Annotated in this window: 16 protein-coding genes; 8 read left to right on the top strand and 8 right to left on the bottom strand. The window is 62.5% G+C overall.

Going from position 1 to position 22,797, the window contains the following annotated elements; genetic code table 11:
- Window positions 1–10 precede the first annotated feature (10 nt).
- From MJO58_RS18055 to MJO58_RS18045, 3 genes are all read right to left on the bottom strand, one after another.
- The gene (locus MJO58_RS18055; RefSeq protein WP_239720329.1) at window positions 11–577 is read right to left on the bottom strand and encodes an FcoT family thioesterase; all 567 of its coding nucleotides are present in this window, start codon (window positions 575–577) and stop codon (window positions 11–13) included.
- Entirely contained in the window at window positions 574–1,443 is an 870-nt protein-coding gene (gene scoE, locus MJO58_RS18050) for a (3R)-3-[(carboxymethyl)amino]fatty acid oxygenase/decarboxylase (RefSeq protein WP_239720327.1), read from the bottom strand. Before scoE ends, MJO58_RS18055 begins: the two co-directional genes overlap by 4 nt.
- A gap of 235 nt (window positions 1,444–1,678) precedes the next feature.
- Window positions 1,679–3,115: a PPE family protein gene (locus MJO58_RS18045; RefSeq protein WP_239723330.1), complete on the bottom strand. Its 1,437-nt coding sequence runs from the start codon at window positions 3,113–3,115 to the stop codon at window positions 1,679–1,681.
- Window positions 3,116–3,368: 253 nt separating this feature from the next.
- Between MJO58_RS18045 and MJO58_RS18040 the strand changes: the two genes are divergently transcribed.
- Together MJO58_RS18040 and MJO58_RS18035 are read left to right on the top strand one after the other, a co-directional pair.
- On the top strand, window positions 3,369–4,178 hold the full coding sequence (locus MJO58_RS18040) for a class I SAM-dependent methyltransferase (protein WP_239720324.1): 810 nt from the start codon (window positions 3,369–3,371) through the stop codon (window positions 4,176–4,178).
- 127 nt (window positions 4,179–4,305) lie between these two features.
- Window positions 4,306–4,977 (top strand): zf-HC2 domain-containing protein, encoded by a 672-nt coding sequence (locus MJO58_RS18035; protein ID WP_239720321.1) that lies wholly within the window; start codon window positions 4,306–4,308, stop codon window positions 4,975–4,977.
- 7 nt (window positions 4,978–4,984) lie between these two features.
- Here MJO58_RS18035 and MJO58_RS18030 read toward each other — a convergent pair whose 3' ends face one another.
- Window positions 4,985–5,650: a DUF5134 domain-containing protein gene (locus MJO58_RS18030; RefSeq protein ID WP_239720319.1), complete on the bottom strand. Its 666-nt coding sequence runs from the start codon at window positions 5,648–5,650 to the stop codon at window positions 4,985–4,987.
- Between the two features lie 221 nt (window positions 5,651–5,871).
- Here MJO58_RS18030 and MJO58_RS18025 point away from each other — a divergent pair, with 221 nt between their 5' ends.
- Both MJO58_RS18025 and MJO58_RS18020 read left to right on the top strand, forming a co-directional pair.
- Window positions 5,872–7,854, top strand: coding sequence for a cytochrome c oxidase assembly protein (locus MJO58_RS18025; protein WP_434086244.1), 1,983 nt, complete (start codon window positions 5,872–5,874; stop codon window positions 7,852–7,854).
- A gap of 81 nt (window positions 7,855–7,935) precedes the next feature.
- Window positions 7,936–8,424 (top strand): hypothetical protein, encoded by a 489-nt coding sequence (locus MJO58_RS18020; protein WP_239720315.1) that lies wholly within the window; start codon window positions 7,936–7,938, stop codon window positions 8,422–8,424.
- A gap of 310 nt (window positions 8,425–8,734) precedes the next feature.
- Here the strand turns inward: MJO58_RS18020 and MJO58_RS18015 are convergent, their stop codons facing one another.
- Entirely contained in the window at window positions 8,735–11,023 is a 2,289-nt protein-coding gene (locus MJO58_RS18015; protein WP_239720313.1) for a heavy metal translocating P-type ATPase, read from the bottom strand.
- A gap of 500 nt (window positions 11,024–11,523) precedes the next feature.
- Between MJO58_RS18015 and MJO58_RS18010 the strand changes: the two genes are divergently transcribed.
- Window positions 11,524–12,984 carry a hypothetical protein gene (locus MJO58_RS18010; protein WP_239720311.1) on the top strand — a complete coding sequence of 487 codons (1,461 nt, stop codon included), beginning with the start codon at window positions 11,524–11,526 and terminating at the stop codon, window positions 12,982–12,984.
- Window positions 12,985–13,423: 439 nt separating this feature from the next.
- On the opposite strand, the gene MJO58_RS18005 is transcribed toward MJO58_RS18010, so the two are convergent.
- From MJO58_RS18005 to MJO58_RS17995, 3 genes are all read right to left on the bottom strand, one after another.
- Window positions 13,424–13,612, bottom strand: a complete 189-nt coding sequence (locus MJO58_RS18005; protein ID WP_259608770.1) for an EAL domain-containing protein — start codon at window positions 13,610–13,612, stop codon at window positions 13,424–13,426.
- Window positions 13,561–15,585 carry a putative bifunctional diguanylate cyclase/phosphodiesterase gene (locus MJO58_RS18000; RefSeq protein WP_259608708.1) on the bottom strand — a complete coding sequence of 675 codons (2,025 nt, stop codon included), beginning with the start codon at window positions 15,583–15,585 and terminating at the stop codon, window positions 13,561–13,563. Before MJO58_RS18000 ends, MJO58_RS18005 begins: the two co-directional genes overlap by 52 nt.
- Before the next feature lie 267 nt (window positions 15,586–15,852).
- A complete protein-coding gene (locus tag MJO58_RS17995; protein WP_434086243.1) occupies window positions 15,853–16,509 on the bottom strand; it encodes a PAS and ANTAR domain-containing protein in 657 nt (218 codons plus the stop codon).
- 615 nt (window positions 16,510–17,124) lie between these two features.
- Here MJO58_RS17995 and MJO58_RS17990 point away from each other — a divergent pair.
- The 3 genes from MJO58_RS17990 to MJO58_RS17980 all read left to right on the top strand — a co-directional run bounded on the left by MJO58_RS17990 (window position 17,125) and on the right by MJO58_RS17980 (window position 22,679).
- Window positions 17,125–17,673, top strand: coding sequence for an MmpS family transport accessory protein (locus tag MJO58_RS17990; protein ID WP_239720309.1), 549 nt, complete (start codon window positions 17,125–17,127; stop codon window positions 17,671–17,673).
- Window positions 17,670–20,600, top strand: coding sequence for an MMPL/RND family transporter (locus MJO58_RS17985; RefSeq protein ID WP_239720308.1), 2,931 nt, complete (start codon window positions 17,670–17,672; stop codon window positions 20,598–20,600). The genes MJO58_RS17990 and MJO58_RS17985 overlap by 4 nt, the downstream gene beginning before the upstream one ends.
- A 1,239-nt stretch (window positions 20,601–21,839) precedes the next feature.
- On the top strand, window positions 21,840–22,679 hold the full coding sequence (locus tag MJO58_RS17980; protein ID WP_239720307.1) for a hypothetical protein: 840 nt from the start codon (window positions 21,840–21,842) through the stop codon (window positions 22,677–22,679).
- Window positions 22,680–22,797: the final 118 nt, after the last annotated feature.

The following is a 22,797-nucleotide window of genomic DNA, read 5'->3' as shown; positions in this document are numbered from 1 at the left end:
CTCCAGCGGGTCAGGGGATATTGAGGGCCGCGAGTTCGACCTCGCCGGACGCAGCTCCGCCGTCCTCGTCCCAGAACTCGATGGCGCACGGGATCAAGAGATAGCGCCAGGCCCGTTCGACAACCCGGAAGTTTTGGCACATCAGGCGTGCGGAGAACTTCTGGGCGTTGATCGGTTTTCTGAATCGCGACGATGCGCTCTTGATCAACATGGCCGGCAGCTGGTTGTCGAAGAAATCCTCGATCGAATAACCCGGAACGGCGGGGATCTGCTTGTTGATGACGGCCGGCGCGAAGGCGCAATAGGCGAGCTGGTTAAAGCAGATCATCATTTCGGCTGCATTGAAGTGTCCCGTGCTTCGAATATAGGCGGACTCGGCAATGCTGAAATTCCCATATGCCATCACGTGGTTGGGGCCGGCGCCGTACTGCGCGTCCAGCAGGTAGCGGCACCCTTTGTGGGAATAGGGTTCCAGGACCTCACTGAGGAGTTCCTCTGACACGGGAACCGTGGCCAGCAGGTCCGCTTCGTCCGGCGCGGTCGGGGCCGGCGCGGCCGGGCTCAATTCGGTGCTCATACCGCGTACCCCGGTGTCTTGAGGCCGTCAAGCATGGTGAGCCGGTGGGTCGTCAGGGTGCCGTCGGCTGTGCCGTGCTTAGCCCGGTGAATGAGAACCCGGTTGTCCCACAGGACGATGTCGCCGACTTCGTAGTGTTGGGTATGTATGAATGGCGATTTGTACTCGGGATCAAGCTGCCCCGTCGCGTTCATGAGTTCCTGCAGAATTGCCGGATCAAGCACATTCCCGTCCTTGTCCTCGATCTTGTTGGTGGCCAAAGCACAGATGTAGAGAATCTCCTGGCCGGTCTTGGGATGCCTGATGATGGTGGGCCACTGTCGTGGCGGCGTGGTCCGGGTGATCTCGTCCCAAATGTCTCCGATGGGCTTGTGAACGTCGCTCGGGCGGATCTTGATATAGCGCCGAGGGTCGTGGGTGCTGACTGTTCCGCGGACGGGATCCTGCTTGGCGGCGGGAAGCGATTCCCACACCTTGTTGAGATCGATGAAGTACGTCCCGCGGTCGGCCCCGGGCACGGCGAGAGGTACCACCATAGAGAACGCGATGGGTTCCGGCATAAAACCGTAATCGATATGCCAGAAAGCGCCGGTCCGTGGAACTCCCTGACCCTCCACAGTGGAAGAAACAAAGATCTCCGGATGCTGCTTGTGGTGATACATGGGCTCGTAATAGGGCACGATTGTGCCGAGGATTTTGCCCAGCTGGATGAATTGCACCGGTGACGGATGGACGTCTTTCAGAACGACGAGTTTATGCTCGTAAACGAGATCGCGAATCTCGTCGGTCGAGACATTGTCCAGGTCACTGGGATCAAGCCCGGTGATCTGCGCACCGAGGCCCTCGCCCTTCACGTTAAGCGTCATAGGATCTCCTGCTTCTATAGCTGTTTGGGCCAACTCACAGACTGTTCATTTACTGCCGGTGCCGGGATAAGGCGCACAAAATATCGTCGGACATCCTTAGCCGAGGCGATCCACTGATATCTCCGTGGCGAGATCCCCCCGGCGCTTAATACCTCCTTTGTGAGCCCCCCGGCACTTCGGCTTCTGTGAGTTCAGCTACAGAAGCAGTACAAAAAATTGGATGTGGAATGTTCGCCTAATGGTGTCCTGATGTTTTGTCGACCTCGTTTGTCCAGGTCGAGGGGAGTAGTGGAACGACTGCCGTGCTGCTGTCGGTTGACAGTTGGACCATTCCGGCCGGAACCTCGGTGTCGGCGGTGGGCACGACGCCGGAAGAGCCGAAGCGGTCGGCGCCCGAGCCGCTTGCCGTATGTGCGATGGGTTCCGGTGGCGCGGACCCATTCGTCGCGGGGCCAAGGGTGTCGGTCGCCTGAAGAAATTCGTCGCGGAATCCGCGCAGCCCGCCTTTGGCCTTGCTTCGCCTCCGGTGTGGGGCCTGAGCGGGGGCGCCTCTCTTGGCCAGTGCGGCGGCAGCGACGCTGGCGGCCACGGCATCGGTCATCTTGGAGTCGGCTCTTGGACCGAAGCTGACCCCGGGTGGGGCCAGGCCGGGTACCGCCCAGTCGAGGGCTGGTGTCGGTGCGGCGTTGGCCGGAGCTGAGGTGGGCGCGCTAATTGTCGAAGCCGGGCTGCCGGTTTGGGCGCTGCCGGTGGGCACGGTCGGCGGGGTCGCCGCGACTGCGGTAATCACGCTCGATGCGGCGTCGTGATGGGCGGGGCTCGACGGTGCCGGCTCGGGAAACGGCTCGTCGAACAGATCGTCGTCCAAGAACAGGAAGATCAATGCACTCAATGCGCTCAACGCGGGAGCGAAAAAGGGGAGAAGTAGGAGAGCATAGGAGGCGTAGTACGGATACCAAAGAATGTCAAAAAGCAGCAGTGCGATGAATGCCAAAATGATCGCGGTGCCGGGGTGAAATCCGAGGCGCTCGAAAAACTGGCGGAAATATTTCAGCGGATCGGCAAAGAAATTCAGAATATCCCGAATGAACTGACCAATTGCATCCCATATGTTTCCGGCGGTGGATTGTCCGCTTTGGGCCTGGGCGCCGAACGCCAGGATGGACGGCGCTGGTTGCGGAGTCGGTATCGCTGAACTCACCGCTTCGGTGATGGCCTGATAGGCGGCCATCGTGTCGGCGGCTTGAATCCACATACGGGCGTAGTCGGCTTCATTGAGTGCGATGGGGATTGTGTTGATCCCGAAGAAATTCGTGGCGATCAGCGCGCCATGAGTCGCGTGATTGGCGGCCAGTTCCGCGAGCGTGGGCATCGCGGCCAGGGCGCTGGCGAAAGCGGCGGCCGCCGCCTCGTGCTGTGCGGCGGTGATCGCACTGTCGATTGAGGCCTGCTCGAGCCAAGCCAGGTAGGGGGCGTGTGCATGCACGTAATCTGCCGCGGTGTTCCCCTGCCAGGCGCTGGCATATGCCTCGGTCAGCAGCTGGGCAAGCTCGACCGCGGTCTGACCATACTGTTTGCTGAGCTCCTGCCACTGGGTGGCGGCAGCCAGCATCGATCCCGGACCTGGCCCAGTGCTCAACAGAGTTGAGTGCACTTCGGGAGGCACGGCCATCCATATTGGGGCCGTCAAGTGCCACCTCCTAAGTGCGAGCATCGAGCGCGTTGTTCACAGGCCCAACCGCTTCGCTCCTGGCGATGCAAGCCAAAGGTGAGTCTGCTTGGGTTGCGATATAGTCGGCTGCCGCAAGCGAAAAGTTCCCCCACCGCCAAAAGAATCTTTATGTCGCGCTAGCAAACAGAGCTGATTGCTGTGGCAAACGATGGAAGTCGTGCCCGGGACGGCCGGTCGCAGTACAGTCGGGTCCATGCCAGTTGTCGATGCCCGCCATCTCAGCGGGATCTCCGAAACGGCCCTTCTCACCCTGCATCACCGGGCGACCGAGGCGGCGCGGGCCGGTGGCCTTCTCAAAGACCCCATGGCCATCACACTGCGTGACAGCATCGACTATGACTACGATCACTTCGGCCGTACGCACCAGCTAACCGCACTGCGAGCCTTGTTGTTCGACAACGCTTCTCGCGATTATTTAAAGACGCAACCACGTGCGACCGTCGTCTCCCTCGCAGAGGGTTTGCAGACCAGCTTCTGGCGCCTCGACAATGGCGAGTTGACCTGGCTTTCAGTCGACCTCGAGCCAATCGTGCACCTGCGCGAGCAGCTGCTGCCGACATCGAATCGGCTGCACTATTGCGCGCAGTCTGCGCTCAACTACTCCTGGATGGAGCGAGTCGACGACTCGCAAGGAGTGCTGATAACCGCAGAAGGGCTGCTCCAGTACCTCGAGCGCGATGTGGTGTTCGACTTGATCGTGGCTTGCGCCAAGCGGTTTCCGAACGGGCGGCTGGTATTCGACAGCGTCCCGTGGTTCTTGAGCGTGTATTCGAGGCGGGTCGGTTTCAAGCTCAGTAAGGAATACACCGCGCCCCCGATGCCCTTCTGGTTCACTGCCAACGAGTACAACGGGCTGCGCGCGGTCCCCGGGATCCGTGCGGTGCGCGAGTTGCGGTATCCACCGGGGCGCGGCAGGTTGCTGAGTTGGGCCGTTCCGCTTGTGTACGGCTCGTCCTGGTTCGTCCGTCTCAGGCCGACTGTCACGATCGTCGAATTCGGTTGATTCACAAGCGTTCAGCGTCGCCGAGCAGGTTCGCGCCTTCCGACGAGGGCTCGATGCGGGCGGAAGTCGATCCAGTTACTCGGTGTGCGGGCGCTCTTTTTGCTCACGGTTGTAGGACTATAGAGAAGTGAATTGCGATGTGGCCCGCGAAGCGCTGTCGGCCCGCCTCGACGGCGAGCGGGAGCCCGTGCCGTCGGCGCGTGTCGATGAGCACCTCGAGGTGTGCGTCGCGTGCCGCGCTTGGCTTGATCAGACGAAGACTCAAGCGGACGGGTTGCGTCGTCTGGTCGAGACTCGACCGGTTGTCACTCCCGCAATTCCCATCGAGCTCGAACATGCGCTGCTACGGTGGCGTCCGCGCATGGGCTGGCAACAGTGGGCCCTTCTCGGTGTCGGCGTGGTGCAGCTCGTGTTGGCGATAAGGGTCGGCCTGACCCAGGCTCACGCAGCGGGACTGAACGAATCGATGGTGTGGTCGGGCGCGCTCGGTGTGGCCATGGTGGGGGCGGCCGTGTGGCCGCGTGGAGCTGTCGGCGTCGCGGGTGCGCTGACGGTGTTCGTGGCCGTCTCAGCGGTATTGGTCGCTGTCGATGAGGTGTCGGCTGCGGCGGTGCGGATGGTGACTCAATTGGCGGCGGTGATCGGTGCAGCCCTCGCTATCTTGGTGTGGCGCAGCACCTCAGCAGCCCAATCGAAGATGGATGCGATCGCGCCCGAACCCGATATTGTGCTGCCCCAGAATGCATCTCGTGGCCGACGGCGGGGCCATTTGTGGCCCACTGATGACTCGGCGGCGTAGTCGGCCGCTACAACATTGTTCCGTATGTGATCGCCATACCCACGGCCATCATCGCCTGGCGGAACGCATCGAGGATGTCATTCCGTGGCTGGGACAACTCATGTTTGGGCAACTCATGTTTGTGGGGGCCGCGGGATCGATATAGCCACCACACGGTGGCGATCGCGAAAACTATTGTCCAGAACCAGTTGACCGCCTCGATCCACCCGGGGTAACCATTGCTCGGCGATGACATATCCATGCCCGACATGTCCATGCCCGGCATGTCCATGTCGGGCATGTTCGTGTGCGGCGACGTCATGTGGTGTGCGCCTTGGGCAGTGCCGGCCTGACCGGCCAGCCAACCGCCATTCATCACGGCGTACATCCATGACATCGCAAACATCTTCAATGCGTGGTAGCCGTTGATAACGCGGTGGTCGGCGTCGGAAAACCCAACGGCCAGGAACCAGAAGCCGGCAAGAAGAAAGAACACCAGGGGACCAGCGGTGGGAAGTGTTGCGCCCCAAGGCCAAACCATAACTAGCATTGCGATCGACATGATCAGCTGCAGCGCGACGCCGGCAACCTGGGTCCAGGAGCGGCGGCCGGTCGCGATCGCATGGACGCACACGACGGCGCTCAGAACGAACAGCACGGTGGCGATCCAGCGCAGGAAGATGTCCTGGATCATTGCGACACCTGCTCGATGACGTCGTCGTCCCGGTCGGCGCCTTCGGGATCGAAGGGCTCCGCGAATCAGCTTCTCACGAAATTGGGCTGCTTTCGGCCGGGACAGGGGTTTGTGTGCAATGGTCGGCACTGATTGGCAAAAAGTTCCAGTTGTCGGTCACCTACGACGTCGGGTCGTAGAGTGGTAGACAGTGCATAGTCTTTGGAAAGGTCGCGGCGACGGTGCAGTCGGATCGGATGCGTCTGTCGCTGCCGGCAGACCGAAATGTGCCGCTTCTGGCGTTGCTCGCCGGATCTGTAGCGGCATTGCTCGGCCTGGTCGGCTATGCGCTTGTTTCAGCCACGCGCGTGTACAGCGCCAGTGGCGAGCAGTATCCGGGCGCCGTGACCGCGGTGGCCGAGCCGGTCGGCTACTTCATCGCGACGTTGGCCGGTTGCATCTGCTTCGGAGGTCTGCTGTACGTCATCGTCGTTGCATGTCCCGACGCTGACGGCGTGATCGACGAGGGCGCATTCCGCGTACATCTGGTGACCGAGTACTTGTCGGTGGTGTGGGCGGCCTCCGCGATTGTGATGGTGGCGATTCAGGCTGCCAGTTCCGCGGGTGTGTCGGTAACCGAACTAGTCGGCAGCGGGGCCATGGTCGATGCCATCGAGGTTTCCGAGACCTCGCGCGCCTGGGTTGCCGTCGCTCTGGGTGCTGTTGTCGTGGCAGTCTGCGTGCGTCTGTCCGTGCGGTGGGTGAACCACGTCGTACTGCTGCCGCCCGCGCTGATCGGGGTAGTTGCCTTGCCGGTCAGCGGCAATGCCGGGCAGGGGCCCGATCATGACTACGCGACAAGTGCCGCGATCGTGGTCGCGGTGGCGGTCGCAGCGCTGACGGGCGCCAAGGCGGCCGCGGTGATAGCCCCACCAGCCGCTAGTCTGGCGCGCCGAGTACTCGCGTTTGAAATCGTCTGTGGAGCAGTCGCTCTCGGCTACGGCGCCTCATTGCTCTGGATATTGACCGGGCCGGGGGATCTGACTGGTACCGGATTCGGCCGTGCGGGCGCGGCCGCTGCGCTGATGCTCGGTGTTGTGTGGCTCGTCGACGTCGCTTCGCTGGCGTCGGCACGGCGGCGCGCGATGCCGGAGTCTGGGACCCGCGATGTGTTGGCTGCGTTGGCGATGATCGCGGTCGTTGCGTTGATCGCGTCGATGGCAACGCAGACTGCGCCGCGGCTACTGAGTCATCGGTTCACCACCTGGGACGTCTTCCTGGGCTACGCGTTACCGAATCCACCGAGCGTGCTGACGATGCTGACCGTATGGAGGTTCGACGGGTTCATCGCCGTCGGCGCCCTGGTGTTGGCGCTGGGTTACGTACTCGGCTATCTGCGCTTGCGCCGGCGTGGCGACGGTTGGCCCGTCGGTCGCCTGGTGGCGTGGGTGGCGGGGTGCCTGACGCTGTTGTTTGTCAGCAGTTCCGGCGTCAAAGCCTATGGGTCGGCCATGTTCAGCGTTCACATGGCCGATCACATGACGATGAACATGTTCATCCCGGTGTTACTGGTGTTGGGTGGACCGGTGACCTTGGCGCTGCGTGCGTTGATACCGGCCGGGCACGATCAGCCACCGGGCCCAAGGGAGTGGCTGTTGTGGCTTGTTCACTCAAAAGCAACTGCTTTTCTCGCACACCCGGTCACGGCCTTCGTCCTCTTCGTGGGCTCGGTGTACGTCGTCTACTTCACTCCACTGTTCAACACGCTGGTGCGTTACCACTGGGGCCACGAGCTGATGAGCATGCACTTCCTGCTGGTCGGCTACCTGTTCTTCTGGGGCATCATCGGCATCGACCCGGGCCCGCGAAAACTGCCCTTCCTGGGCCGGCTTGGGCTGCTGTTCGCGGTCATGCCTTTCCACGCGTTCTTCGGTATCGCGACCATGACGATGACGTCGGTCATCGGCGGACAGTTCTATCGCTACGTCGGCCTGCCCTGGCTGCCCAGCCTTCAGGGCGACCAGCATCTCGGTGGGGCGATCGCCTGGGGAACCAGTGAATTGCCGGTGGTGTTGGTGGTTGTTGCGCTGGTCGCACAGTGGGCGCGTGAAGATCGCCGGGTCGCGTCCCGTTCGGATCGGCATGCCGATTCCGGCTATGCCGACGACGATCTCGACGCCTACAACGCCATGTTGCGTGAGCTGTCGCGCAATCGGCGGACCTAGCGCCAATGGAACTGAGGTGGGGGTTGACCCGACCAACGTACAAGGGCGTCGACCCCGCACGGCCGCGGCGAGAGGAGCTGGGTGACCGACCAGCGGTATTTCATCAGCCATGAACACACGTTCCGGTCGATCGAAAGTCGGGTGCTCGATCAGGTTTGGGTTAGCCGGGTCTGGCGGGCCGCCGGCGTCTCGGTGACCGCTGTGTCCACGATTGCGGCGCTGGTTTGGTGGCATGGCGCGCATGTGAAGTCGTCGGGCGCCGCGGACGGTGTGGCTACGGTCCCTGTGGCGCTACTCGTAGCCGCTTCCGTCTTGTCGGCGCTCGCGCTCTGGCTGCGACGCTACCGCTGGTGTTGCGCCGCGGCTTACTGCTGCGGCCTGGGTGCCGTGACCGGAATCGGCGCATTTTGGTGGGTGCGGACCGGCCCCACGCGAATCGGGATCTCCTGGTTGGTGCTCGCCGATCTAGCCGTCGTGACGCTGACGGTGGGATGGCTGGCGGTGATCGTCACCCCGCTCGAGCGTTCCCAGCCGGACATGCGCCGGCATTTTGCTCGCCGGCGCAATTAAAAGATCCGTGTGCCAACCTGATTGAGCGTCCGCTTCCGCTCTCGGACGACTCAGGCGGGTACTTTTTCCATCGGCTTGTCGCAGCACACTTCAGTGTGGTTGCGTTCGTCGCAGCAGGGACAGCTCTTCTCGTAGACGATTGTGGACCCACACTCGCTGCATGCGTAGCGATCTCCGGCCTCGCGTCCCATGGTCGTATCCTCGTCGCGGCTCGCCTGTGCCCGCGCGAGCGATGTCGCCCTTTTGGCGGTTGGACTCGATTTTGCACCCCGACGGGTTCTGTGGGCCGTCCGACCAAGGCTGTCTGCGGTCAAACGGCTTCGGCGTGATCCGGAACGGGGGAGCGGCGACTGGAACCGTCCGGTGCCGCACCAAAGTTCCTCAACCGCAAGCTGTTTGATACGACGAAAAACGACGAGAACGCCATCGCCGCACCCGCCACGAGAGGATTGAGCAAACCGGCTGCCGCAATCGGGATTGCCGCAATGTTGTAACCGAATGCCCACACCATGTTGAGCCTGATCGTGCGCATGGTGGCACTGGCCAGACCAAGCGCCAGGGGTACGACATTGAGGTTGTCTCGGACCAAAATGATGTCGGCGGCACCGATTGCCACGTCGGTGCCACGTCCAATGGCCATACCCAGATCGGCGCAAACGAGTGCGGGCCCGTCGTTGATGCCGTCACCGACCATGGCCACCACGTGGCCGCGGTCTCGCAGCTGCTCGATGATGTCGACCTTGCCTTCCGGCAGGACGTCGGCGATCACCTCGTCGATACCGACGCGGGCGCCCACCGCCGCGGCGGACGCTGAGTTGTCTCCGGTCAGCAACACGGTGCGAAAGCCGGCGTGGTGCAGGGCTGCCACGGCGCTCTCCGCCGAGTCCTTCACGGCGTCAGCGACTGCGATCAGCCCGCATAGTTGACCATCGGCTTCTACGAATACTGCTGTCTCACCGCGTGATTCGGCATCACGACGAGCTGCGACCAACGTCGTCGGGCTGTTCGCCGACGCAAGCCACGACGGCTTACCAACCCGTACCGCGCGACCGGCCACAGTGCCGCTGACTCCGAGGCCGGGCTTTGCGTGAAAGTCGGCTACGGGTTCCGTTTGGGAGGTTGCCGCTGTGATCGCGATCGCGACTGCGTGCTCCGAGGCTGCCTCGACCGACGCCGCAAGCCTTAGTACCTCGTCGGTTTCCCAGCCCGGAGCCGCCACGACCACGCTAATGGTCAACCGTCCAGTCGTCAGGGTGCCGGTCTTGTCGAACACGATGGTGTCCACGGCGCGGGTGGCCTCCAGCGAGCTGTGGCCTTTGAGGAATATTCCGAGCTGAGCGCCGCGGCCGGACGCCACCATCATGGCCGTTGGGGTCGCCAATCCAAGCGCGCAGGGGCAGGCGATCACCAGCACAGCAAGAGCGGAGGAGAAGGCGCGAACCTGTCCCTCGCCCGCCACCAGCCATCCGACGGCGGTCAGCGCCGCGATCGCGAACACACACGGAACGAACACCGAGGCGATGCGGTCAGCCAGTCGCTGTGCCCTAGCCTTCTGCGACTGTGCCTGTTCGACAAGGCGAACCATGCCCGCGAACTGGGTGTCCTCACCGACGGCCGCGGCCTCCACGATCAGCCTGCCGTCTAGCACCACCGTGCCTCCGATGACGCTCGCGCCTGGAGTAGCCCGGAGGGGTTTGGCCTCGCCGGTCATTGCGCTCATGTCGACAGCTGCCGAGCCCTCGATGACAAGTCCGTCTGCGGCGATCGTCTGTCCCGGACGGACTACGAACCGGTGCTGCTCCTTGAGTTCTTCGGCGGGAATGACCATCTCGGACCCGTCGGGCTGCAGGACTGCGACATCCTTAGCGCTCAGTGCCGCCAGAGCCCGCAGCGCGCTGCCCGCCTTCGACTTGGCACGGGCTTCGAAATACCGTCCAGCGAGCACGAACACCGTGACACCCGCGGCGACCTCGAAGTAGATGGCGTCGCTTCCCAGCAGGGCTTGCCATATGCCCTTTCGGTCGGACGAATGGTGCTGACCGAACACGGTGAACAGCGACCAGGTGGTGGCGGCGGTGATCCCGACCGAGATTAGCGTTTCCATGGACGCTCCGTGGTGCATCGCATTGCGGATCGCGACTCGGTGGAACGGCCACGCCGCCCACGTCACCACCGGGATCGCCAATGCGGTAAGCACCCACGCCCAGGCAGCGAAGCGGGTGCTGGGCACGACCGCGAACATCACCGATAGATCGGCCAACGGCACGAAGAGCACCGCGGCGACCGCCAAGCGGACCAACAGGTAGCGCGCGTGATCGGCGTCGGGATCAGCATCGGTGAGGCCTCGCTTTTGAAGCGGCTCGGCTTGAAACCCGGCGCGCTCGATCGCCTCGCACAGCCCATCGGCCGTGGCATCCGCACCGGCATCGATGGTGGCTACGCGGGTGGCGAAATTTACCGACGCCCGCACGCCCTCCAGCTTGTTGAGCACCGATTCGATTCGCCGGGCGCAAGCCCCGCAGGACATTCCGGTGATCTCGAGTTCCATCCGCTGGATGGGAGCCGAGTGCTCGTCAGTTGCCTCGATCGTCGCCGACATTGTGGCGCTTTACCTCCTGTAAGCCCCCCGTGGCATCGACATATAGTCGTTGAGCCTCAGCAAGGAGTTCCCGACGTGTGCAAAGTCCTGGCAGCGGGTTGCTCCGTTCAGCTCGGACTCGCGGCTCGGACGCGAGTTCTTTAGAGCGGACAACTGCGTGCCCATCACAGCACGTCGAGTGCAGGCGATCCCATGGCTGCTGATGCCTGCGAAACTCTTGCCCCGCCTCAGCTCGTCCTCTATTCGTCGTTTATGGCCGAAAAGGTATGGGAATCAACCGCAACGATGAGTATCTAATGGTCAACGTAATCGCTTGGTAGACAGGAGAATACAGGATTTGTTGGCATGCAACGCGGACGGCGGCGCGCTAATCCGTTGTCGCGGGTTCGAGCCCCGCCCGCCCCACCCGATATCTGTCCGGCTCGTTCTCACCGATGTGCTCCCACGACTAAGTGGTGGGCAAACTGTTAACCTGCTCGATGCACGGTCCCGGGAGGACGATGAGCACGGACACCGCCGTACGTACCGCCGTGGTCTTTGTGCACGGTCTGCGCGAGCGCCGGCCCATGGACACCTTCGACGACTTCGCCAAGACGGTATTGCCCCCGTGCGGCGAAGGTTGGGAGTACTACTCCCAGCCCATCGAGATCACGGACTCCTACGAGGCGCGCCGCTATATAGCGCCGTCGATCGGAGTCGAACTCTTCGAGTACGACTGGTCGTTTCTGATGACGAGTGCCCGATATGCGGGATGCATGGCCGCGCTCGCACGGGTCTTCCTCCGCCGACCCCGCCACGTGGCCGACCAATTATTCGGCATCTGGCGCCTGGTCTGGTTGGCTCTGCTCGTCCCGCTAACCGTGCTGGTGGGGCTGTTTGTGGTGGGTGGTTACTTCCTGCACACCGGGGTGGCCGGATGGATCATCGGGCTTGCCACCAGCGTGGTGGTGGTGACCATCGGGCTGGCCTTGCTTCGCGCCGCGCCGCGCGCGTTGACCCGCAGCTTTCTCACGACCGGCTTCGTCAACGTCGCCCGTTACTTTGATCCCGTGCCGGAGTCCCATGCGGCCCGGCGGGCGATCCGGGGTGGGCTCGTCGACCTGTTGTACACACTGCACCAAGGCCGTTACGCACGCGTCGTCCTGGTGGGACACGGCATCGGCGGCTATATCGCCTATGACGCGCTGACGACGTTGTGGGATGAAATGCACGAACTCCGCGCAGCGCCGGCCGAGAGTCCCGGTGGCCTCACGTCGTTGGACGGCCTCGAGAAAGCTGCCGACCGGCTGGCGGCCGATGCGGACTCGCAGGGTGCACTCGACGATTTCCAGGCAATGCAGTTCGGCCTGTGGCATGACGTTAGGGCGCAGGGAAACCCTTGGCGAATAACAGATTTCGTGACGGTTGGTACACCGATGGCGCTGGCCGACCTGTTCGTAGCCCGCCCGCCGATTCTTGGCGGTCTGAGCCCCTCCGACGGTCGGCGGCGCGAGTTGTTCGACAGGCTGACCCGCAGGGGTGTGGTGGTCAGTTGCCCACCTCGTTCGGAAGGGTTACCGGTCGATGCCGTCGGAGACGGGCCGGCGAGCTACGGTGCGCCGGGTGTGCTGGGAGCGCAGTCCCCATTCGCGGTGACCCGTTGGACCAACATCTGGTTCCCGGTGCGCCGAGGTAGCGTCCGCGGTGACTGGTTCGGCGGCGTGCTTCGCCCGTTGTTCGGACCGGGCATCCGCGAGATCGCGGTCAGCGGTAACCGGCCCGAACGGCTTCGCCCAGGGGCGGCGCACACCCAGTACTTCAAGCACCCCGATCGCGACACCGAGGGCGACGTGGCGTTTCATCTCCGCGAAGTTCTCGGCTTCGAAGACCATTCGGGCCTCGACGCCTCGATGACTGCACCTGAACCCGATCCCGCGACGGTCGGTCGGATCGTGTATCGGTCGTGGCAGCGCAGTATGTGACTATCCACGGCGGCTGTGCACGTCGGCGAAGCACGTTCACCGGGCCAACGCGGCGCGGTTCAGCTCTAAGGTGCGGGCCTATGACGCAAGACGTTACAAGAAAGCTCGATCGCACCAGGCTGCCGCTCCCTGACACCGACGGGAGGCGTCACTGCCGGCGTTCAGCGATGATCGTTGGGAGCTCTACGGCCCTGGCACGGCCACGCGCCAATTTTTTTGGGGTCATCGGTCGCGAATCGCGGGGTCACCACGTTGCAGCTCGACCTCGTAGTCAGCGATCAGCAACCGTGCGCCGGCCCTGCAGCTGCACTGCACACTCAAGTCCACCGAGTCATGCCTTGGCACGTTCGCCATCCCATCGCATAATGGCCGCACGCCAAGCCTTGGTCATGGTCTGCGACTCCGGTTGTGGCGCATCCGTTTGTGGCTGATTGGGGTGTCATGTGTGGGTGGCAGTGAGGAGGAGTTGCGTGGTGTCTGCGGCGGAGAGAGGCATCCCGAGGTAGTAACCCTGTCCAATATCGCAACCGTGCTCACCTAGCCAGGCTGTGGTTGCCGCGTCCTCGATGCCCTCGGCTACCACGGTGATGCCCAGTTCGTGGGTGAGGTCGATGATCGCGCGTACCACGATGGCGGCCCGCTCGTCGCTAGCCACCGACGCGATGAAGTGGCGGTCGAGTTCACGTCGTCGCTGGGGAGATCGTGGAGATAACTCAGCGCTGAATAGCCGCTGCCGAAGTCATCGATGGCCACGCGGATGCCGTGTTCACGCAACCGGCGCAGCACCGCCGTGACCTGCCCCATCCCGGCGAGAACCGCATCTTCGGTGATCTCGATGGTCAGCACCTCTGGGGGAAGGTGATGGGCGTCAAGAGCACCGAAGAGCGCGTCGGGGCGGTGGGACTCGCACAGCAGAGGCGCGAAAAGGTTCACCGCCACCGAGGTGGGCGCTCCCAGCACCGCCCACCGCGCCGCGTCGTCGAGGGCTTTGTCCAGCACCAGATCCGACACCGGCCGCATCAGTCCGTGCTGGCGCACCAGCGACAGGAATGCCTGCGGCCGTAATTCACCGCGCTGCGGATGCGGCCACCGCAACAGTGCTTCCACCCGCACGATGCGGCGGGTGCTCAGCTCTATTTCAGGCTGATAGACCACGGTGAGTTCGCCGTGCTCGATGGCGTAACGCAACTGCCGCAACAGGCCAATCTGCGCCGCGGCAGCGTGGGTTGGCCGGCGAGCAGTGCGGTCCGCCAATGCCACCAGATCGGGATCGATCAACGTCATCTCCGGGCTGAAAGTCTGCACCTGCGAGCTGCGCGAACGTTTGGCGGCATACATCGCGATATCGGCGCGTTGCACCAGCGCGACGGGGCTCAGGTCCGGTTCGGATGACGAGGCGATCGCCATCCCGACGCTGGGATACAGCAATATCTCGTGCCCGTCGACAATGATTGGCTCGTCGAACGCCTCGACAAGCCTCGAGGCGACCAGATGGCCACTATCGGCCCCACCCCCGAGTAGAACAGCGAACTCGTCTCCACCCAGACGCGCAACCAAATCGCCAGGTCGTATGCAACCAGCCAGCCGCTGGCCCACACCCGCCAGCACGCTGTCGGCCACCGGATGCCCCAAGGTGTCGTTGACCATTTTGAAGTCATCGATGTCGAGCACCACCACCGCTACCGAACGATCATCGCGCTGGCGCTGTGCCATCACGCGGGACAACTGGTCGTAAAACAGAGTCCGGTTGGCCAGCCCGGTCAACGGATCATGCGATGCTTGCTCGGCTGCCGCGCGCAGCAGCTGCTGGTTTTCCCGCGCGGCGAAGGACTGCCGGATGAAAACGAGCGTGATGAGCGTCGGAATCCCGACCTGCAGCGGACCGGTGAGAACAAAGGCCGACCCGATGGTGACGGCGATCAGCAGCGGCAGGTTGGGCAGCCACGGCGATTTCTGCGAGAGCAATGGATCGATGACGCGGACCCGATCGATCGGTTGCGACCTCCGAGCCATCAAAGCTGCCGCACCCAGAACGACCAGCGACGTCGCCCAGCCGATACCGATCGCAGACCCGACGTTGTAGCGGCTGGTCGTCATCTCATATGTGACCGCGAGATCGCAGAGCTCCCTGAGCGCGAAGGCAGCGGCAAGCAACCCAAGCACACCACGCTGCCCGACCCCGGGACGCGCCAGGAACCGCGCCGCGACCATGAGCACGAAAAGATCGAGCGCCGAACAGACCCCCACCACGGCCCCGCCCTCGCCATGCGCCCGGTACACGCTTTCGGGAAGGGCGGCCCACAACAGCAGCACTAGCGCGACAGCCCTAACCAGGCAATCCAAGAGCAGGCGTATCCGGGCGGGTGCCGTCAGCTCGGTCGGGAACTGAGCGATCGCCACGGCGGCAAGAACGCAGAAGGCCATATATAGTGCGTCTGCCGGTGACGGCGATGAAAATCTATGCAGGACAAGGGAATAGAACGACCAGATCAGCTCGGCCATCACCAACGCTGCCAGTGCCACCGACATCATGGTCCACGCGGTACGCGCGCGACCGTGGGTGGACCGCACCGCCACCAGCGAACACACGCACGCATACATCGCCAACACGCCAAAACCGACAGGGTCGACGCCAAAATCAGCACCACCACCCCAGCCGAAAATAATGCGCCACAAAACAACGCCCAAGCACGCCAGTAGCGACAGCACACACGCCAGCGCAGCGTGCCGTGGGAATCGGCGAATAATCAACACAGCGACACCGCCTCCCACCAGACCTAGATATAGCTAGGCAGATACAGCTTGGCTCATGTCCCGCAATTATTAAGTTGTTTCACGGACTGGCACCAATGACCATTGCAAGGTTTGCTATGCGGCAGTGACCCGTTGATGGGCGGTGAGGAGCAGGTGGTCATAGGCGGCGCGGGCGGGCAGGATCTCGTCGTAGGCCAGTTCGAGGAAGTCAGCGGCGAGCTGTTCGGCGAAAGGGCGAAGTTTGACGTTGGTTTCCTGTGATCGCCATTTAAGGATGTCGAACGCCTTGTTGGCGTCGAGGCGGTAGATCAGCATCAGCATTCCCTTGGTTTGCTCGATCACTCCACGATTTGTGGCGATTTCTGCGATCGCGTCGCTGATTGCGTCCTGCAAGGTTGGCGTCACGTCAAGGTAGTAACCGTGAGTGCCGACGACTTCGCCGAGGTCGTCGTGGAGTTGCTCGCCGACGACGACCACGTCGCGGGTGCGGCCCTGGGTGTCGATGATGCGGTGCCGGGAGCTGATCGGCGCGCGCGTCTGCCGCACTTGGTCGAGCAGTGCGGCCATTTTCGGCTTGTCGTCGGCGTACTTATGCGCCATTACCAGGTCGGTGGTCACCGTGACCGAGCCCGGCTCGTATCCATGGATCTGGTCGACTTCGGGGGACCATTCCCACCGTTCGTCGGCGAAGTAGAAACGAAACCAGCCCGCGCGAAGAGCAGTGCCGTCGGCAGACAATTCGCCCGCTGAGGGATCGTCGCCTTCCGTCACTGTCGGCTCCTTGTCAGGCTCGGCAGGGGTAGCTAACGCAGCCACGGGTGAGGGAAATCGGTTCGGCCACGGGGCAGGCTACGGCAAGGGTGGTGTCCACGTCATTCAGTCATGCGGTCACTCGGTATTTTTACCTTTTGTGATTAAGCGACGCTACTTAAAGGTTAAATTTCTTAAAGTTGCGCTGGCCGCCGCCAGCTTGTCTTTCAGGCTTGATCGTTGCGAGAACTTCGCCGTCGCAGGCGATACTGACACCGATGATGTAGCGAGCTTTGTCGTTGCGCGGGCACCATCCCGGTTTCGATGGTGCCCGTCGAGGTCGATGCGTGCGCCGCGACTGCCGAACCGGGCTGCTTGCGAAGTGCCGTACCACACCGCGAAGTTCTTACTGATTGAGTATGCCGCGACGAGATGTGGTGCCGTCCGCGGCGGTATGGAAGATGGCCCCTGCTCACGGCCTGCCGGTTGCGCAAATCAGCGACTGGCTTGTGAGTTCGCGGTTGGCTCCGATCACAAACGTGAAGCCCGGATCATCGCGGTGTAGGTTAGAGCGTCTAAGCTTGCCGTCTAAGCTAATTCATCGAGTAGCCTTCGCCCCTGGTTAGGAAAGCGCCCATGACGACCACCAAGCCATGGACAGAGTCGCGAGATCCGCAGGTTCCCCCAGCCCGCGAGGAAGAACCCGTGCCCCAGCGCGGCGGCCGGAAAAAGGGCCTGTTCAGCCGGTTCTGGCTCATCCTCACCATCGCAGCCGTCGTCGCACTATCGGGTTTCATGGTTTACCGACTGCACGGAATCTTCGGTGTCCATAGTGGTTCGTTCGGCGGCGGCACGTCGGGCGAAGTCCTCGACCAGTTCAACGCCAAGACCATCACACTCGAGGTCTGGGGCTCACCGGGCAGCACGGCGACCATCAACTACCTCGACGAGAACTCCCACCCGCAGCAGGCCCTCAACGTCCCCTTGCCCTGGAGCACAGTATTGAGTTCAACGAAGCCCGGCATTCCGGCAAACCTGGTAGCGCAAGGAGACGGGAGTTGGATCGCCTGCCATTTCGTCGTGGACAACCACGACGGGCGCGGTGCGGTGATCAAGGGTGCTAATCAATCGCCCGCCAACGAAAACGTCAATGCCATGGTCTTCTGCCTGGACAAGTCCGCATGAGCGAGACCACTGAGCCTGTGCCGCGCGTCGATCAGCCGCTGATCCCGCCGTTCCTGCCGCGGATGATTCATCGGCTTGCGCTGCCGATAGTCCTGGTGTGGTTGGGCATCGTCTTCGTCACCAACACCATTTCCCCGCAGCTCGAGGTCGTCTCCAAGCGCCAATCGGTGTCGCAGAGTCCCACGGACGCGGTGTCGTTCCAGTCGATGATGCACGTCGGATCGACGTTCAAAGAGTTCAGTACCGACAGTTCCGCGATGATCCTGCTGGAGGGCGACAAGCCGCTGGGGGCCGAGGCGCACCGCTACTACGACGAGATCGTCAAGCGACTCGAGCAGGACAAGAAGCACGTTCAGCACATCCAGGATTTCTGGAGTGATCCGCTGACCGCCGCGGGCTCCCAGAGCCACGACCAGAAGGCCGCGTACGTCCAGGTCTACCTCGCCGGCAATATGGGGAGCGCCATGTCCGGCGAATCCACCGAAGCCGTCCGCAAGATCGTCAACTCGGTGCCGGCGCCGCCGGGAATCAAGGCCTATGTCACCGGGGCGGGTCCGCTGTTTGCCGATCAGTCCCACGCGGGTGAGAAGGGCGTCGCGAAGGTCACCATGATCACCTTCCTGGTGATCATTGTGATGCTGCTGTGGGTCTATCGGTCGGTGATCACCATGCTGATCATGCTGGTCATGGTCTTCATCGAATTGGCCGCCGCGCGCGGCGTCGTCGCGACGCTGGGCAACTACGGCATCATGGGGCTTTCCACGTTCGCCAATAACATGCTCGTGCTGATGGCGATCGCGGCCGGAACGGACTACGCGATCTTTGTGGTCGGCCGCTACCACGAGGCCCGCGGTCAGGGCGAAGACCGCGTAAAAGCGTTTTACACGATGTTCCACAGCACGGCGCATGTCGTGCTGGGTTCGGGGCTGACCATCGCCGGCGCGATGTACTGCCTGAGCTTCTGCCGGTTGCCCTATTTTTCCTCCCTCGGCATACCCTGCGCCGTCGGCATGCTGGTTGCGGTCCTCGCGGCCTTGACGCTGGCACCGGCGATCCTGACCGTGGCAACGTTCTTCAAGCTGCTGGACCCGAAGCGAAAGCTGCAGACCCGGGGCTGGCGACGCCTCGGCACCGCCGTAGTCCGCTGGCCCGCACCGGTTCTCGCGGTGACGATCGCCGCCGCACTCGTCGGTCTGCTCACTCTGCCCGGGTACAAGACGGACTACGACACCCGCCACTTCCTGCCGGCAGACACCCCGGCCAATGTCGGTTATGCGGCTGCCGACCGGCACTTCAACCAGGCTCGCCTCAATCCCGAGCTGTTGATGATCGAAACCGATCACGATCTGCGTAACCCGGCCGACTTCATCGTCTTGGACAAGGTCGCCAAGGCGATCTTCCATATCCCCGGTATCGGCCGAGTCCAGACCATCACCCGGCCGTTGGGCACGCCGCTGGACCACAGCACCCTCGGTTTTCAGATGGGTGCACAAGCCGCAGGGCGGCTCCAGACGCAGCACTATCAGGAAGAGCAAGCGAGAAACCTGCTGAACCAGGCGGACGAGCTCAAGAAAACTATGGCAACGCTGCATGAGCAGATGCAGGTCACCCAGGATCTGAGCAACACCACGCACGAAACCACCAAGCTCACCAAGCAAACCGTGGAGATCACCGAGAAGTTGCGCGACGACATCGCCAACTTCGACGACTTCCTCCGGCCGATCCGTAGCTACTTCTACTGGGAGAAGCACTGTTACGACATCCCGGCCTGCTGGGCGATCCGATCGGTCTTCAACGCGCTCGACGGCATCGACCAGGTGGCCGAGAACATCGTGAATCTCAGCGCGAATCTCGACAAGCTGGATCAGATCCAGCCGAAACTGGTGGCACTGATACCGCCGCAGATCGAGAGCCAGCAGCACAACCTCGACACCATCATGTCGAACTACGCGATCACCAAGGGTCTTAACGACCAGGCGAAAGCGCAGGCCGACAACGCCACCGCGCAGGGCGATGCCTTCGACAAAGCGAAGAACGACGACACGTTCTACCTTCCGCCGGAGGCGTTCAAGAGCCCGGATTTCGCGCGGGGTCTCAAACAGTTCATCTCACCCGACGGGCATGCTGTCCGATTGATCATCTCGCATGAAGGCGACCCGGCGACTCCCGAAGGCGTCAGCCACATCGAGCCGATCAAGCAGGCCGTGCACGAGGCGATCAAAGGCACGCCCTGGGAGGGTGCCAACGTCTACCTCGGCGGTACCGCCGCGACGTACAAGGACATGCACGACGGCTCCAACATCGACCTGTTGATCGCCGGAATTGCCGCGGCCACACTGATTTTCGTCATCATGTTGGTGATCACCCGAAGCGTCGTCGCGGCCTGCGTGATCGTGGGGACGGTGTTGCTGTCGCTGGGCGCCTCGTTCGGGCTCTCCGTGCTGCTATGGCAGTACGTCCTGGGGATCAAGTTGCACTGGATGGTGCTGGCGATGGCGGTCATCTTGCTGCTCGCGGTCGGCTCGGACTACAACCTGCTGCTGATATCGCGGTTCAAGGAGGAAATTCACGCCGGGCTCAAGACGGGGACCATCCGCGCGATGGCCGGTTCGGGCTCGGTGGTGACCGCCGCCGGTCTGGTGTTCGCCGCCACCATGGCCACGTTCGCCTTCAGCCCGCTGCGGGTCATGGCCCAGGTGGGTACGACGATCGCGCTGGGTCTGTTGTTCGACACCTTGATCGTGCGGTCGTTCATGACACCGTCGCTGGCCACCTTGCTCGGGCGCTGGTTCTGGTGGCCGCAGCACGTGCGTCCACGGCCGGCCAGCACGATGCTGCGACCGTACGGACCGCGTCCTGTTGTGCGCGCGCTGATCCTCAACGACGTTGACGAAACCCCACCGGGCGGACTGGTCAAAAAGCGCTAAAGCTATGTCCGAAAACGTAATCGGGCGCCGAGAGCTGGCAACGTAGCCGTCCCTGGGTTGTCAACCATCGCGCTGCGAGCCATCTAGACGCAATACCGGGTCGACGCAGCGACCCGAAGCGGTGGCCCGACATGGTCAGCCGCGAAGGATCTTGTCGAGGTTCTCGGCCGACTGAGTGTCGTGTCCCGCATACGCGTGGTCGGCGGTGTGCAGCTTGACGCCGAGGTCGGTGGCGACATTTCATGTCGGCCGCCCAGGTAGTTGCCAGCTTCGCGTTCAATATCGCAGTGGTCAAGGCTGCGGCGCGCGCCGGGCAGGCTGACCCAGGCCGAGGTTTTAGCCTCGGTGGCCACCCTAGCCGCTGCTTCGATCTGTGTGGCGGTCGTGTTCAGTCCTATGCTTTGAAGTCGTCTCCCTTATAGGGAGGCCCGAATCCCGTCGTAAGCTCCACGACCTCAACCAGATTGAGTGTCAGGAGGATGAGGTAGGGGCCTGCATCGACCATGACGCCGTTGTTGCATTGGGGCACAGCTGGTCTCGTGACCGTTCGATGAAGTGACGCCGCCGCTGGTTCGATGAGTCTTGGGCAGGCGCGTGGCGTGCCGAAGGTTGCGAAAAGGCTTGCTGAGGTCTCTCAAAGAGACGAGCCGTTTGGCGAAGCCGCCTCATTCGCGGTGCAACAGCTATTCGCTAGGGGAGAGTGGCCGACCTTGTATCTGTCTTGGTCACTCTTCTTGAACGGCGGACATTGAAGATTCACCTTTTGGGCGTTATTCACCAAAATGTTTTCACCTCCGCATCTGTCGCAATATACTTTCATCCATATTTCGAACAGGGTCCCGGGAAGGGGCATCGCCAATGGAGGCGACTATGGCCGAGTCGGACACCGAAAATCCGCTGCGTAGTGAGCACGGCGTTCAAGGTAATGGCCACCCCGACAACGGCGATCCTGATCAGACCGAAACGGTCGCGACCGAAGAGTCGGAGTCCGCGGGTGTAGAAACCAGACCGTTGACCGAATTCGACCCTGTCGCAACAGATCCAGCAGATCCTGACGGGGATGAGCATGCTAAGAGCTGCTGCTTCCGGCGAGCATGGAACCGACTTAGTGGCACTTCTACGGCCCAGCCTGGGGGGCCAACCCCTCCTGTTAAATGGATTGGGTTCAGGCTGTACCTGCACCAAAACTGGTCACATCTGAGCGCACCTTGGCGGCAAGACGTTCAACGAACGCGAATCATGCTCCTCGGCGATCTATTGCGCCTCGAACCCAATGAAGACCGCAAACGTGAGCGCGTGCTTCTTTACGCGCTCCTCGAAGACGCCAGCCACGCATCAAGGGCGAGAGTAAATTTTCGGAAGTGGTGGTTCGGCACGGAGATCGAACGAGCGTGGAGGAACCTCCATGAGGTTGGACAACGACTCATCGAAATCCTCCCCGATCGGGACGTCCTAGCTCGTGCGAACTTCGCCGCAGAACGCGGACGCCGCTATCTGCGGGATGGCGACAAGCGGCTACAACATCTTGAGACTCTGCGCGTACAGGCTGGTGCAGAGCCAGAGCAACTGCGCCCGGCCATCGTAGAGGTCATGCGCGCAACGCAGGCCGCGTCTGACCGTACCAACCAAGAGGCACGTTACTTCCGGAACCGGCTCCTAATCGCCTCAGTCGTCAGCCTGTTGTTCGCGGTCACACTCGTCGTCGTCCAGTGGCGCCTCGGCGACGACGCCCGGTTGCTATACCCGCCTGCCGACTGGCACGGCCCGGCCTGGGCGTTCCTCATCACCGTCATGATGTTTGGCAGTGTGGGCGCTTTGTTCACGACAATCCCGGCGATGGCCAAGATTCCCTCGGATTTCAGCGCATTCAACTTGCCGTACCAGCAGGCAATGCTCAAAATCGTTTTCGGCCAACTCGTTGCGGTAATCGGCATCGCAATACTCAGTGTTGACACGCAGCACTCGGTGGTACCGAAGACATGGCCGGCACTCCTGCTGTCGCCGTGGCGTTCGGAGCCGCCCAGCAGGCAGTTACGCGGTACGTCGACCAACGTGCAAGCTCAATCCTGGAGGCAATAGCACCCGCGTCGACAAGAGATACGGCCTGAGTGTGTGTTAATCGAATGTATCTGCACACCAGGGCCATCAGTTGAACTATCAAAGGGCAGAGTTGCCCGCTACGCAATCATCAAGCGGG

Source organism: Mycobacterium lentiflavum, assembly GCF_022374895.2.
GTDB classification, from domain to species: Bacteria; Actinomycetota; Actinomycetes; order Mycobacteriales; family Mycobacteriaceae; genus Mycobacterium; species Mycobacterium lentiflavum.
Note: the sequence above shows the minus strand (reverse complement) of the source record. Positions and strands in the feature narration are given on the sequence as shown.

Bases quoted from the DNA above. Each gene is read 5' to 3' on its own strand.
- scoE (WP_239720327.1), bottom strand. From the start codon at position 1,443: ATGACGCTTAACGTGAAGGGCGAGGGCCTCGGTGCGCAGATCACCGGG.
- MJO58_RS18055 (WP_239720329.1), bottom strand. From the start codon at position 577: ATGAGCACCGAATTGAGCCCGGCCGCGCCGGCCCCGACCGCGCCGGAC.
- MJO58_RS18015 (WP_239720313.1), bottom strand. From the start codon at position 11,023: ATGTCGGCGACGATCGAGGCAACTGACGAGCACTCGGCTCCCATCCAG.
- MJO58_RS17980 (WP_239720307.1), top strand. From the start codon at position 21,840: ATGCTCCTCGGCGATCTATTGCGCCTCGAACCCAATGAAGACCGCAAA.
- MJO58_RS18045 (WP_239723330.1), bottom strand. From the start codon at position 3,115: ATGGCCGTGCCTCCCGAAGTGCACTCAACTCTGTTGAGCACTGGGCCA.
- MJO58_RS17990 (WP_239720309.1), top strand. From the start codon at position 17,125: ATGACGACCACCAAGCCATGGACAGAGTCGCGAGATCCGCAGGTTCCC.
- MJO58_RS18010 (WP_239720311.1), top strand. From the start codon at position 11,524: ATGAGCACGGACACCGCCGTACGTACCGCCGTGGTCTTTGTGCACGGT.
- MJO58_RS18030 (WP_239720319.1), bottom strand. From the start codon at position 5,650: ATGATCCAGGACATCTTCCTGCGCTGGATCGCCACCGTGCTGTTCGTT.
- MJO58_RS17985 (WP_239720308.1), top strand. From the start codon at position 17,670: ATGAGCGAGACCACTGAGCCTGTGCCGCGCGTCGATCAGCCGCTGATC.
- MJO58_RS18040 (WP_239720324.1), top strand. From the start codon at position 3,369: ATGCCAGTTGTCGATGCCCGCCATCTCAGCGGGATCTCCGAAACGGCC.
- MJO58_RS18000 (WP_259608708.1), bottom strand. From the start codon at position 15,585: ATGTATGCGTGCGTGTGTTCGCTGGTGGCGGTGCGGTCCACCCACGGT.